Below are 13201 nucleotides of genomic sequence, written 5' to 3'. Positions count from 1 at the left end.
GGAAGGGGGATTTGCTGCGAGGAGCAGCTTGACCTCGCCTGGCACTTTTCGAGCCAGGCGAAGCTTTCTTGGAAAGAAGGGATCGGTCCGCCGTGAAGCGCCGGTGCGGGCCGTGTGAGCAATCGGCCGGAGCCCGGCCTGCTCGATCATTCAATCGATACACCGGCCTCGACGATCACCGGCTTGATCTTGCTGGTTTCGGCGCGCACCGCGCTGTCGAACTGCTCGGGCGTCATCGAGACGCGGCTGTAGCCCAGCTCGGAGAACTTCTTCCAGTTCTCAGGGTTGGACACGGCTTTCTCGAAGGCGTCGTGGATTCGATTGATGAGTTCCCGCGGGGTGCCCTTCTTCACCGCGACCCCGATCCAGAAGTCCATGACGAGAGAAGGCAGCCCGATCTCTGCCGTCGTCGGAACGTTCGGCAGGTGGCTGTTGCGGCTGGAGTCCGCGACGGCCAGTGGAACGACCTTGCCGGTTCGCATCATGTTGAGGGTGCCGGGGACGGCATCGAACAGCAGATCGATCTCCTTCGTCATGATCGCCTGCATGGCCGGCGGGAACCCCTTGTACGGGATATGGGTGAACTTCGCCCCCGAAGCACTTCGCGAGAGGATGTGTCCCAGAAGATGCGGTGCCGTGCCGGGTCCGAAGGAGCCGTAGAGGACGATCCCGTCGGGCGATGACATCGTCTGCTTCAACGACTGGAGGCTGTTGATCTTGCCGGAGACGTTGGCCAGCATCACCTGCGGCGCACGTACGAGCATGGAGACGCCATCGAAATCCCGAGCGGGGATGTAGGTGATGTTCTTGTACAGGATCGGGTTGACACTGAAGTCCCCGGTCTGCCCGACGAACACGGTGTATCCGTCGGCAGGTGACGACAGCACGTCGGCCGCGGCGATCTGCGACCCGCCACCCGGCTTGTTCAGGATGACGATCGGCTGCCCCATCTGCGTGGTCAGTTCCGGGCCGATGATGCGCACGAACGTGTCCACGGCCCCTCCTGCAGGAAAGGGAACCACGACGCGAATGGGCTTGTTCGGATACGCAGCTTCGGCGTGCGAGGCCGAAGCCGCTGCGCCAAAAAGACAGGCTGCGGTTGCAAGAAGGACAGTCTTGAGGATCAGGCGCTTGGAGTCGTGACCAGTCATGAAATTCTCCGTGAGTTGAATGAGTGGGCGGCGACGTCTTCGAGGTGAAGTCGCTCTTGTCGGCTTGGTGAAGGTTTGCGTCGATCGGTCGGATGCGCGTCAAAGCCGCTGCCGCAGGCAACTCCAGGAGACCTTGTGGTTGCCCGGCGGGACACGTCCGGCTCCGACGCTCGGAGGGTTCGGTGTACTGCGCTGAATGCTCAGGATCCCTTCGCAGCGGGCACGGCCGCATCGGGATGATGGAGGGCCAGGTCCGCGTGCCACTTGCCCCAATCCCTCGCAGGGTGGACGGTGCCGCACGACTTGCATGTGCGCTCCGCTTCGCTTGTCTCGTAGAACTGCGCGAAGACCTTGGGCAGGTCGCTCACGATGCTCTGCAGCTGCAGCTCCTTGCGCACGATGAGCGAACCGCATTTCGCGCAGACCCACTCGAACGCGTCCTTCTCTCCTATCGGACGAGATCGCTCGATGACTGTGCACAGGCTGCCGGGCTCGGGACGCTGCGGCGAGTGGCGCACGTGAGCGGGCAACAAGAAGGTGTCGCCCTCCTTGAGGTTCACGCGCTCGAACCGGCCGCGGTCCCAAAGAAGAAGATGCGCGCTCCCTTTGAATTGGTGGAAGTACTCCTCGAAGGGATCGTCGTGGAAATCCGAGCGCTGATTGGGTCCGCCGACGACCGTGCAGATCAGGTCCGAGTTGGCCCATATCTGCTTGTTCCCCACGGGAGGCACGAGGCTTGCTGCGTTCTCGGCCAGCCAGTTGTCAAAATTGATGGGCTCACCATACTGAAGGTTCATATTCACCTCGCCATGAAAAAAGAGAACAGAAACATCTCGTTGAAGCAGATGCGTGCTTTCGTTGCGGTGGCACACGCGGGTAGCTTCACGCGGGCTGCAGAGCAACTGTTCATCACGCAATCAGCGCTTTCTTCGTTGATTCGCAACCTCGAGGCGGAGCTCGAACTCCGCCTGCTGGACCGGACGACGCGGCGCCTGGAGCTCACCGATGCGGGGCAGGAACTGCTGCAATCGCTGGAACACCTGCTTGGCGACATCGACCGGATGACTTCCAATCTGCGGGACGTGGGCGCCGTTCGGCGTGGCCGCGTGCGTGTCGGTGCCACGCCGCTGCTGGCCTCGACCTTCCTGCCGGTGGCGATCCAGGCTTTCCGCCAGAGGTATCCAGAGGTCACCGTCCGCGTCTGCGACGACTCTTCCGCCAGCCTTCTGCGATCGTTGGAAGACGGAGACATCGATCTGCTCGTCGCCACTCTGGATGGAGAGCATCCGGAACTCGTCTCGACGGTGCTGTTGACGGATGTCATGGTGCTGGTCTGCCGTCGTGAACATCGGTTGGTGAACGCACAGCAGGTGACGTGGAACGACCTGCTGTCCGAACCCGTCGTCGCAATGTCGAAGGGCAGCGGGCTGCGCGCGATCATGGATTCGGCCATGGAGTCGATCGGGGCGAGCATCACTCCTTCCCAGGAAGTCAACCATGTGGCGACAGCGGTGGCCATGGTTGCCGCCGGCATGGGAGTCGCCGTGCTGCCGGCCTATTCGGTCCGGTTCAGCGAGGCGAACCCGGTGCAGGCGGTTCCACTGACGTCTCCCACCGTCGAGAGATACGTGAGCCTGGCGACGCTCAAGCGCAGGACTTCTTCCGCGGCGACTCAGGCGATGAGCGGCCATCTGCTGGAGTTCGCACGCGGCTAGCGGCATTGCCGGACTCACTGGCACACGTCGCCCCAATGAGAGGCCACGGCGTCCAGCACGCTGAAGGCCGTGATCCGGGACGATTTCGGATTGCTTGCCATGGGCCGGTTCTCGACCACGATCCGCATCATTCCCGCTTCCCCGTGAGCCGTCACCTCGTGGCTGTTCGATTCGGATTCCGGGTCCGCGACGAGCTCGACGCTCACGGCCTGAGGATCTCCGACGGCGAGCGCAAGGGCCGCGACGACATTGGCGTTCTGAGGGAATCGAGTTGCCGCTTCTTCGGCATCTCCGCGAAAGAAGACGGTGCGCTTGTCCAGGGCCCGGAGGTCTGTCAGCTTCTCTGCAGCGGTGCCGTGCCATGCGGCCACCGGCTTGCTTCCTCGATACTCCACGTGGACCTCACCGACGCGCCGTGCCGCCCGCAGATAGTCCAGTCCTCCGAGTGCACCCGACGGAACGAGAAGCCGGCTCTTGCCCAGGCGAGCCGAGTCCCACAGCCGGGCGCGCAGCAAAGGATCCATCAGTGCGCCGACCGAGGCCGCGACGAGATCGCACCCCGCCTCCAGACAGCGTGGCGCGTGACTCCCGAGGGCGGCATGGCCAGCGACCTCCACGACCAGATCGGGACCGGCGGCGAGCAGGTCGTCGACGGAATGCCAGCTTCGATCGAGTTCGGCATGCGTCGAGGCAGGGGGCACAAGGGCACCCAGGAATTCCACGCCGGGCAGGTGCCCGGCCTTCAACTCACGGGCAACGGCCTGCCCCAACGCACCGAAGCCGATGAGCGCAATGCTGCGGCAATTTCGGGATACCTTCATCATCTTCCTTCTTGAGGCGAACTGCCGCGCCGCGTGTTGAATGTGAGCACGAGCCGAAGCGACTTCGTTCAGCTGCCCGAGAGGCCGCTTTCGATGAACATCCGGCGCGTCAACGCCTTCTGCTCTTCGGTCAGACCGAGCAGCGGTCGGCGCACCGGGCCGCCCGCCTGTCCCAGCAATTCCTGCCAGTACTTCGTGTGCGCCTGCGGCGTGCCGGCCGGGCGGCTCTTGCGGAACGCCTGTCGCGCAGGCTCCAGGCTGTCGCGAACAGCACGAGCCTCGGCGTAGCGACCTTCGAACGCGAGCTTCGTGTACTCGTGAATGCGGTGGTCCTTGGCCGTCTGCAGGAGAAGGGGCGGCGTCGAACACAGGTACAGGCGCCATCCGAGATCGATGATGTTGTCCAGCCATTCCTCTTCGGAGGCCGTGCTCACCTGGATCCGGTCGCCGACGAGCCGCGTGAGCTCCGCGTACTGCTCACGGGGAACGCTGTACTTGATGGCCACGATGTTCGGAAGCTCGGCGATACGGGCGCAGAGCTTGGGCGACATGATGTACCCGCAATCGGGGTGGTTCCACATGGCGATGCCGATGTCCAGCGTTTCGCTCAGGTGTCGGTAGTACTCGTAGACGGTGTCTTCGACATCATTGGCGAAATGCAGCACGGGGCTGTGCACGATGATCCAGTCCGCGCCGTGCTTTTCGGCATGACGCGCGAGATCGATGACGACATCGAGATTGGTGTCGGAGCAGGACATCACCGTGCGAGCACGTCCTTCGCAGACCTGCGCAGCGATCTCGAAGCTGCGCTTTCGCTCCGGCACGGACATGGAGAAGAACTCGCCCTGTTTCCCGGTGATGAAGAGGCCGGCCACCTTGAGCGCTCCGATCCAGTGATCGATGTTCCGCGCGAACGCCTCCTCGTCGAACGAGAGATCCGGACGGTACGGAGTGGTGCTTGCGGCCCAGACGCCGGTGAAGTGTTCCTTCGCGTAATGCTGTGCGTTGTCCTTCGTGTACTTCATGTGTTCCTTTTGTTGCAGCGGTTCGACCATGTCGTTGATTACAGGTCGCACGACCATCGGGAGCAAACGCGAAATTTCGAACGACCCAGCAAGCAAGTTTCTGAATCCGTCGAAGAGGCGCACGGCAGCGCGCGGATCGTCATGCGGTTGGCTCTTTGACTGAGGAAGGAGGAGGGGCGGCGCATTTGTCGAGGTCCGGCGATGGCCGGCGATTTCCGATGAGTCGTGATCCGGATGCGGAGCGAGCCGCTTGTGGGCGTGAGTGATCCCCGGCACCTCTGAGCGGCGCCGGTCGGCGGTGGAAGGAATTCGCAAGGAGCGCGACGCCGGAGCGCTTTTGACGGCGTCGCTCTCCTTGCGAGGCTCAGGAAGAGTTCTGCACCAGCTCTGCGAAGTCGCGTTGCGCTCCGAGCACGAGTCGAAGCATGGCATCGTGGGCGGTGATGCTGTCGTGCCGTGCAAAGGCACTTCGCAGATCCTGGTAGCCGGCGATGACAGCGAGTCGACGCTCGAAATTGCCCAGCGTCATTCGCCTTACGAGTGCCACCTGATCCGCATACCGGGCGATGCCCGATGCAAGCCTCTTGTTTCGTACTGCGGCGAGCCAGGCATCGCGGAAGTGGCGTCCGGCGCTGAACGCGCCCGATGCGTCATTCATGTCGTGCGCCCGTTCTGCTTCGGACACTGCGAGGCCCACGCGCTGCAGCTGCTCGGCCGTGATGTCGCGGGCGGCGAGGGCTGCGGCTCGAGGCTCGAGAAGGAGCCTCAGCTCGAAGACATCCTCGACGTCTTGCGGCGTGAGCGTGGGGACCTTGTAGCCGCGTGGCGTGCTGACCAGGTAGCCCTCGGCAACGAGCTGAAGAAGCGCCTGGCGCACGGGCACCCGCGACACCCCCAGCTGATTTGCGATGTCGGCTTCAACCAGCTTGTCGCTGGCCCTCAGAAGGCCGCTGCGCAAGCGCGCCAGCAGGTAGTCGTATGCCGAGGCGCTCAAGCTCGGCTGGTTGGCTGCGGAGTTTTCTTCACTGACTTGCATGTTGGCGATCAAGGGGCGAAGGCGTGAGCTTAAAGCGCGCTCCCCAGGGCGCTCGATCCTGGGCCTGCGGCGCCGACACCAGAACACGCCGATGGCAAATCAGTATACCGAAAAGATCGTAAATCTCCCTAGATAAAGCGCACTGCTAGACAGAATCCATTGGTAAAACATCAAATTCTTCTTGCCGGGGATCGGCATATAGGTATACTTAACATTCCACTTCTTGATATCACGATGATCTTGGAAGAACTTGGTCCCGCACGGATCGCCGCACTCGTGCAGGGCGACAGGGTGCACAAAGACCTCTATCTGAGCGAAGAGCTGTTTGCGATCGAGCAGCGAGAGCTGTTCGGCAACACCTGGTCGTTCCTCGGGCACGCGAGCCAGATCGCCCAGTCGGGCGACTTCTTCACCGTCGAGATCGCGGGCCAGTCGCTGATCGTCCTGCGGGACGAGGCTGGCGAGATCCGTGCGCTGCACAACCGTTGCGCGCACAAGGGTGCGCAACTGCTCACCACGGAGTCCGGGCGATTGAAGGGGCGCTTCGTGCGTTGTCCGTACCACGCCTGGTCATACAGGCTGGACGGCACCCTGTTGTCGTATCCGCTTCGCTCCGGCTATGAGAACACCGGACTCAAGGCCTGCGAGTCGGGCCGCGGTCTCGCGCCGGTCGCCGGCCTGCATGTGTACCGTGACTTCATCTTCGCGCGGCTGAATGCCGGAGGCCCGGGTTTTCACGAGTACTTCGGCGACGTCCTGCCGATGATCGACCTCATGGTCGACCGCTCGCCCGTCGGGCGCCTGGAGGTTGCCGGCGGGGTGCTGCGCAACGTGGTTCACTGCAACTGGAAGCTGTACCTGGAGAACGTCAACGACTCCGTGCATCCGGTCTCCACGCACGAGTCGGCGGTGCGCGCGGCGCAGGCGGTCGCGCGCGACCATCAGCCGGATCCCATGCCGCTGGCTCTGGAGCAGATCCTCCCCTTCGGCGAGAAGTACGAGTTCTTCGAAGGCATGGGCGGCAGGGTCTTTCCGAACGGCCACAGCATTTCCGGGACGCGCTTCAGCGTGCACTCCGGCTACGGAAACCTTGGCGAGTACGTGAAGGACCTGCAGGCCGCGCACGGCGAGGAGCGTGCAAGGCAGGTGCTCGAACAGGCGCCTCAGAACACGGTGCTCTATCCGAGCCTTGCGCTCAAGGGCTCGCCCCAGACCATCCGGGTGATTCGGCCCATCGCCGTGGACAGGACCGTCATCGAGGCCTGGAACTTCCGTACCGTCGGCGGGCCCGAGATGCTGCTGGATCGCGCGCTCTCCTACAGCCGGCTGATCTTCTCGCCCATGTCGGTGGTCGCCCATGACGACCTCCATCTCTTCGAGTCCCAGCAGAAGGGCTTGCGGTCGGGGCCCAACGAATGGGTGAGTCTGCATCGAGAACACGATCCCCGGGAAGTCGACCATCCGACGCGCGAGACGAGCGGCACGAGCGAACTGCTGATGCGGAACCAGTATCGCGCCTGGGCCAAGTTCATGACCATGAACATGAAGGACGAATGAGATGTCGGTGGCTGAGTGTGTCGATCTGATCTACCGAGAGGCGTTCCTGCTTGACGAGGGCCGCTATGAAGACTGGCTCCAGCTCTTCACGTCGACCGGGCGCTACTGGGTGCCGCTGAGCAAATCCCAAGAAGAAGGCGATGCGCAGCTTTCGATTGCGGACGAGGACATGAATCTGCTGCGGCTGCGCATCGACCGGCTCGCGTCCGGCCGGGCCCATTCGCAGCAGCCCCCGAGCTCCATGCAGCACGTGCTTCAACAGCCGATGCTGATCGAGCGGAGCGCCGACGCGAACGAGTACGGCTTTCGAACCGCATTCACCTATGCGGAGTGCAGGGGTGATGAGGTCCTCACGCTCCACGGCCACTACGTTCACCGGCTCGTTCGGGCCGGGGAGCAATTCCATATCCAGCTCAAGCGGGTCAACCTCGTCAATGCCGCGAGCCGCTTGCCGATGATCCAGCTCTTTCCCTGAGGGATCGAAGATGACAGCGTTGGCGCTTCACGAGCGACTGCGATACGACATCGCGAACGGGCAGGTCCTCGATGCAGACCGGCGATACGTCCTGCTCCGGGCCGACGTGCTCATGGGCATCTTCGAGGGCTTGTCTCCGGGCGCTTCTCAGGATGCGATGAATGCCTTCCGGGATTCCGTGAGCCGCTATGGAAGCGCCAGTGTCCGCGCGTACAAGAATCCCGCGGACACCGACGGCTCGCAGCTGCTCTCCACCGTTGCCGCAGGTGCCGCATCGCTCGGTTGGGGCCGCTGGGAGATCGAGTCCGACGGCGACACCTGCCGGCTGCGCGTCCACAACAGTCCCTTTGCCCAGGCGCACCTGGCCCAGGAGAAGGCATGCGCGCCGATCGTCGGCATGTTCTCCGCTGTCTGCAGCCAAGTCTGGCAAGAGCGCGTTCTCGCGCGAGAGCTGCGCTGTTTTGCGTGCGAATCCCCCTCTGCGCGCGCAGCGACGGGAGTCTGCACGTTCGAAGCCACCCGTCAACGATCAACCTGAGTACTCGATGAGCACCGTCTACAACCGATTCCGCGCAACCGCCCTGCAAAGAGGCGACTCCGATTTCCTCTGTGTCGAAGAAGTCACCGCGGCCAACTACGGCATCGAGCCGGAAACATTCTCCTGGCGCGATGCCGCGCAGCGGATCGAGACCCTGAGAGCCGCATACGCATCGGCGGGGTACGGGCACGGGCATCGCGTCGGCCTCCTGCTCGAGAACCGGCCCGATCATCTGTTCCATTGGCTCGCGCTCAACGCGCTGGGCGCTTCGGTCGTTCCCATCAGCGCCGAGATGCGCTCCGCCGAACTGCAGTATCTGATCGGACACGCGGAACTCGCACTCGTCGTCGCGCTGCCGAGCAGGCTCGATGCGGTGCAAAGTGCTGCAGCGGCGGTCGGCATCCAGACGAAGGTCACCACGGCGGACGTCAGGGATTTTCCGCGCCCTGCATCGAAGGCGCCGTCAGAGGAGCATCCCGGTGCGGACAGCGAGTGCGCGCTGCTCTACACGTCGGGCACCACAGGCCGGCCCAAGGGCTGCCGCCTCTCGAACGACTATTTCCTGCATATCGGCGACTGGTACACGACGCTGGGCGGATGGTGTCCCGTGCGTCCGCATGAAGAGCGGATCGTCACGCCGCTGCCCATGAATCACGTCAATGCCATGGCCTTCACCGCCATGGCCGTGATGACCTCCGGCGGCTGCCTCATCCAGCTGGACCGCTTCCACCCCAAGACCTGGTGGAAGACCGTGCGCGCAACGCGCGCCACGATCTGCCACTACCTGGGTGTGATGCCGGCGATGCTGCTCGGGGCCGAACCCTCCGAGCTGGACCGGGCTCACTCCTTGCGCTGGGCCTTCGGCGCGGGCGTGGCCCGCCAGGACCATGCCCGTTTCGAGGAACGGTTCGGCTTCCCGCTGGTCGAAGGATGGGCCATGACGGAAACCGGTGCCGGCGGCGCCATCCATGCCAATCAGGGGCCGCGAGAAATCGGCGTCAACTGCTTCGGAGCCGCGAGCGCAGACATCGAAGTGCGGTTGGTGAATGACGAAGGCAAAGACGTCGATCACGGTACGCCGGGTGAACTGCTGGTCCGCGCCAAGGGAGCGGATCCACGTCGCCACTTCTTCTCCGGCTATCTGAAGGACGAAGCCGCCACGCAGCAGGCCTGGGCGGGCGGATGGTTCCATACGGGCGACATCGTGCGCCGCGCGGCCACAGGAAGCATGTACTACGTCGACCGGAAGAAGAACGTGATCCGGCGCAGCGGAGAGAACATCTCCGCAGTCGAAGTCGAGGGCGTCCTGGCGCATCACCCTGCCGTCAAGACGGTCGCGGTCGCGGCGACCCCCGACGCAGTCCGGGGAGACGAGGTGCTTGCATGCATCGTCCCCGCCGAACCGATTGCGCACGAGATGCAGGAGCAGGTCGCGCGCAGCATCGTCGAGCTTGCCCTGCGGGAACTGGCCTACTACAAGGCACCCGGCTACGTCGCGTTCGTGGAAGCGTTGCCGGTGACCGGTTCCCAGAAGATCCAGCGCGGCGAACTTCGCCAACTCGCTGCGACCTTGCCGGGCACCGCGAGCTGCGTGGACACGCGGGCCATGAAGACCCGACAGTCATGAGAGCGAACCGCACCGGCTACGAGGGAGTGGTCCTCGTCGCGCCGTTCACGGTGCCCTACGAGCGCTACAGCATCCGCAACGCGCAGTGGTTCGCCGCACAGGCCTTGCGTGGACTCCTCAAGGAAGCCAGCCTGGACAAGGACCAGATCGACGGCATCAGCCTCAGCAGCTTCCTGCTCGGCCCGGACACCGTGGTCGGTCTCACGCAGCAGCTGGGCATTTCGCCGCGCTGGATGGACCACGTGCCGACGGGAGGGGCCTCGGGCGTCATGGCCCTTCGCCGCGCGGCGAGAGCCGTGCAGTGCGGCGATGCCGACATCATCGCGTGCATCGGCGCCGACACCAATCACGTCGAATCCTTCCGCCAGGGACTTGCGAACTTCAGCTCGTTCGCGCGCGATGCCACCTATCCCTACGGTGCGGGCGGACCGAACTCGATGTTCGCGCTGATCACCGACAACTACATGCGTCAGTTCGGAGCGACCCGGGCCGACTTCGGCCGGATCGCCGTCAGCCAGCGAGCAAATGCGGCGCTCAACCCGAACGCGATGCTGCGAAAGCCGATGAGCCTGGACGACTACATGCGGGCGCGCCCCATTGCAGCGCCGATCCATCTTCTCGACTGCGTCATGCCGTGTGCCGGCGCCGAGGGATTTCTCGTCATGCGTGAAGAGCGCGCGGAGGCGCTGTCGCTGCCGCACGTGAAGCTTCGCGCGGCCATCGAGCGCCACAACGCCTATGCGGAAGATCCGGTCATGGTCCTCGGCGGCTGGCTTCGCGACCGCGACGAGCTGTACGCACAAGCGGGCATCTCGCCCAGCCAGATCGACGTGATCCACACGTACGACGACTATCCGGTGATCGTGCTCATGCAGTTCGAGGGCCTCGGGTTCTGCGAGCCGGGCGGCGGACCGGAGTTCGTGAGGGAGAACACCTTCACCTACGACGGCACGGTCCCGCACAACACCAGCGGTGGCCAGCTTTCTGCCGGGCAGGCGGGCGCCGCGGCAGGGTTTCTGGGACTCAACGAAACGATGCGGCAGCTGCTTGGAACCACGGGCGCAAGGCAGGTGAAGGACGCCCGGTGGGGGCTCGTGAGCGGCTTCGGCATCGTGAACTTCGATCGGTGCGTCTGCACCGGCGCCGTCGTCCTGGAGAGCGCGCAATGACATCCTCCGTCTTTCCCCTGAAGAACCCCGTGCTGCGTACGCAGCGCATGAATCTTCCCCCGATGGGGCGCGGGCGCGTGGCCCACGGACTGACCAGAGCCGCGGCGCTCAGCGACCATCTCGAGCTCCAGGTGTGCGAGGAATGCGGGACCGTCCAGTATCCGCCGCGGGATGCTTGCGGGAAATGCCTGTCCCCTGAACTCGACTGGCGCAAGCAGAGCCCGTGCGGTGAACTGCTCAGCGTCGCCACTCTGCATCACAGCAACCACCTCTACTTCCGCGAGCGCCTGCCATGGCGGATCGGGGTGGTGCGTCTCGACTCGGGCGCCACCGTGATCGCCTTTCTGACCGACAGCGTGGCCCCGCCCACCGGCCTTGCCGGCTCGGAACGCACGAGAGTCCAGGTCCTGCTGCGGCTCGACCGTGCCGGACAGGCTGTGCTCGTGGCACAGCCGATCGAAGAACTGAACATCGACGCAAAGGACAAGCTCCAGATGGAAACCGGATGCAGCCCCCGTGGGCGGAAGATACTCGTGACGGACGGCAAGACCGCCGTGGGCCAGGCCATCGTGCTCGCGCTGCTCGAAGCAGGTGCGGAGACCGTCTGGGCAGGCTATTCGGAGCCGTGGAAGCGCTCGTCGGAACTGGCAAGGCTGAAGGACATCCCGGGTGTCGTACCGGTGCCGCTCGACCTCACCGATGCGCGTTCGGTGAGTGCACTGGGCGCCGAGCTCGGAGGAAAGGTCGACATCGTCGTCAGCAATGCCGAAGTGCATCGAACCGAGGGCATCTCGTCCCGGCCGGGTACGGATGTCGCGCGCGCCGAGATGGAAGTGAACTACTTCGGGTTGCTTCGCCTGGCGCAGGCCTTCGCTCCTGCATTGAAGGGTCGCGCCGCCGACGGGCCCGGTCACGCAGTCGCGTGGGTGAACCTGCTGTCGGTGTTCGCGCTGTCCAACTTCCCCTCGCAGGCCACCTATTCGGCGTCGAAGGCGGCCGCCTTGTCGCTCGCGCAGTGCCTGCGCGCCGAGATGCTGCCCCACGGGATTCGCGTGCTGAACGTCTTCCCGGGCCCCATCGACGATGAATGGAATCAGAACGTGCCGCCACCCAAGCTGTCTCCCGGCGCGCTGGCAGGGGCGATGGTCAGGGCGCTGACCGACGGGCTGGAGGACCTGTATCCGGGGGACGTCGCCCGGGAGTGGCTCGCGCGCTGGCGAGACAACCCCAAGGCGCTCGAGAGAGAGCTCGTCCTGGGAGGACTGTGATGACTACCACCGGCATCCTCCAGACGCTCGCACATGCGCTGAAGACCCGCGCGATCCGCGTGGTCGACCTCACGCAGACCTTGTCCCCTGATTTCCCGACGATCTCTCTGCCGCCGGAGTTCGGCCAGGCATGGCCCTTCCGCATCGAAGAGATCTCCCGCTACGACGAGCGCGGTCCAGGCCAGTACTGGAACAACTTCTCGTGCAGCGAGCACACCGGTACTCATCTGGACGCGCCGGCGCACTGGATCTCGGGCCGTCATCTTCCGAACAACACGGTGGATACGCTGCAGGTGCAACACCTGGTTGCGCCGGCATGCGTCATCGATTGTTCGGCCGCTTCAGCGAAAGACGCCGACTATCTCCTCAGTGTCGAGGACATCCTCGCGTTCGAAGCACAGCATGGCCGCATCCCCGCAGGGGCCTGGGTGCTGATGCGTACGGACTGGAGCAAGCGCGGCGATGCGGTCGCCTACCAGAACTTCGACGAGACGGGTCAGCACACGCCGGGCCCGGGCACGGACGCCGTCAGGTTCCTGGTGGAGGAGAGAGACGTTCTCGGCTTCGGTTCGGAAGCGATCGGGACCGATGCAGGGCAGGGCTACCACCTGAAGCCGCCCTATCCGTGCCATTCCCTGATGCACGGCGCCGGAAAGCTCGGCCTCCAGTGCCTGACCAACCTGGACCTCCTGCCGCCGACCGGGGCACTTCTTCTGACCCCTCCACTGAAGATCCTGAACGGTTCGGGAAGCCCCCTGCGGGTGCTCGCGCTCGTGGAAGGCCAGCCCTAAGGATCCGAGGGTCCGCCCTTTCCGAAGC

Annotated in this window: 13 protein-coding genes; 8 read left to right on the top strand and 5 right to left on the bottom strand. The window is 64.3% G+C overall.

What is annotated here, in order from left to right; translation table 11 throughout:
- Window positions 1-146: 146 nt before the first annotated feature.
- Window positions 147-1151 carry a Bug family tripartite tricarboxylate transporter substrate binding protein gene (locus tag FHY06_RS24135; protein ID WP_132752888.1) on the bottom strand — a complete coding sequence of 335 codons (1005 nt, stop codon included), beginning with the start codon at window positions 1149-1151 and terminating at the stop codon, window positions 147-149.
- Window positions 1152-1351: 200 nt separating this feature from the next.
- Complete coding sequence (locus FHY06_RS24130; RefSeq protein ID WP_184606546.1) at window positions 1352-1948, bottom strand: 3-hydroxyanthranilate 3,4-dioxygenase; 597 nt, start codon at window positions 1946-1948, stop codon at window positions 1352-1354.
- 12 nt (window positions 1949-1960) lie between these two features.
- Here FHY06_RS24130 and FHY06_RS24125 point away from each other — a divergent pair, with 12 nt between their 5' ends.
- A complete protein-coding gene (locus FHY06_RS24125) occupies window positions 1961-2866 on the top strand; it encodes a LysR family transcriptional regulator (RefSeq protein ID WP_184606545.1) in 906 nt (301 codons plus the stop codon).
- Window positions 2867-2880: 14 nt separating this feature from the next.
- Here the strand turns inward: FHY06_RS24125 and FHY06_RS24120 are convergent, their stop codons facing one another.
- From FHY06_RS24120 to FHY06_RS24110, 3 genes are all read right to left on the bottom strand, one after another.
- Window positions 2881-3690: an aspartate dehydrogenase gene (locus FHY06_RS24120; RefSeq protein ID WP_184606544.1), complete on the bottom strand. Its 810-nt coding sequence runs from the start codon at window positions 3688-3690 to the stop codon at window positions 2881-2883.
- 65 nt (window positions 3691-3755) lie between these two features.
- The gene (locus tag FHY06_RS24115) at window positions 3756-4742 is read right to left on the bottom strand and encodes a dihydrodipicolinate synthase family protein (protein ID WP_260310636.1); all 987 of its coding nucleotides are present in this window, start codon (window positions 4740-4742) and stop codon (window positions 3756-3758) included.
- Between the two features lie 334 nt (window positions 4743-5076).
- On the bottom strand, window positions 5077-5760 hold the full coding sequence (locus FHY06_RS24110; RefSeq protein WP_126186228.1) for a GntR family transcriptional regulator: 684 nt from the start codon (window positions 5758-5760) through the stop codon (window positions 5077-5079).
- A 222-nt stretch (window positions 5761-5982) separates the two neighbouring features.
- Here FHY06_RS24110 and FHY06_RS24105 point away from each other — a divergent pair, with 222 nt between their 5' ends.
- From FHY06_RS24105 to FHY06_RS24075, 7 genes are read left to right on the top strand one after another with little or no spacing between them, the layout of a single operon-like run.
- A complete protein-coding gene (locus FHY06_RS24105) occupies window positions 5983-7305 on the top strand; it encodes an aromatic ring-hydroxylating oxygenase subunit alpha (protein ID WP_184606707.1) in 1323 nt (440 codons plus the stop codon).
- A 1-nt stretch (window position 7306) separates the two neighbouring features.
- Complete coding sequence (locus FHY06_RS24100) at window positions 7307-7780, top strand: aromatic-ring-hydroxylating dioxygenase subunit beta (RefSeq protein WP_184606543.1); 474 nt, start codon at window positions 7307-7309, stop codon at window positions 7778-7780.
- A gap of 10 nt (window positions 7781-7790) precedes the next feature.
- Complete coding sequence (locus tag FHY06_RS24095; protein ID WP_184606542.1) at window positions 7791-8318, top strand: hypothetical protein; 528 nt, start codon at window positions 7791-7793, stop codon at window positions 8316-8318.
- Between the two features lie 7 nt (window positions 8319-8325).
- The gene (locus FHY06_RS24090; RefSeq protein ID WP_184606541.1) at window positions 8326-9945 is read left to right on the top strand and encodes an AMP-binding protein; all 1620 of its coding nucleotides are present in this window, start codon (window positions 8326-8328) and stop codon (window positions 9943-9945) included.
- A complete protein-coding gene (locus FHY06_RS24085) occupies window positions 9942-11114 on the top strand; it encodes a thiolase family protein (protein ID WP_184606540.1) in 1173 nt (390 codons plus the stop codon). The genes FHY06_RS24090 and FHY06_RS24085 overlap by 4 nt, the downstream gene beginning before the upstream one ends.
- Window positions 11111-12382, top strand: a complete 1272-nt coding sequence (locus FHY06_RS24080) for an SDR family NAD(P)-dependent oxidoreductase (RefSeq protein ID WP_126186223.1) — start codon at window positions 11111-11113, stop codon at window positions 12380-12382. The genes FHY06_RS24085 and FHY06_RS24080 overlap by 4 nt, the downstream gene beginning before the upstream one ends.
- Window positions 12382-13173: a cyclase family protein gene (locus tag FHY06_RS24075; RefSeq protein ID WP_126186222.1), complete on the top strand. Its 792-nt coding sequence runs from the start codon at window positions 12382-12384 to the stop codon at window positions 13171-13173. Before FHY06_RS24080 ends, FHY06_RS24075 begins: the two co-directional genes overlap by 1 nt.
- The last annotated feature ends 28 nt before the right edge of the window (window positions 13174-13201 follow it).

The sequence above is a fragment of the Variovorax atrisoli genome (assembly GCF_014195185.1).
In the GTDB taxonomy this organism is placed as follows: domain Bacteria; phylum Pseudomonadota; class Gammaproteobacteria; order Burkholderiales; family Burkholderiaceae_C; genus Variovorax; species Variovorax atrisoli.
This window is presented reverse-complemented; position numbering and strand designations above follow the sequence as displayed.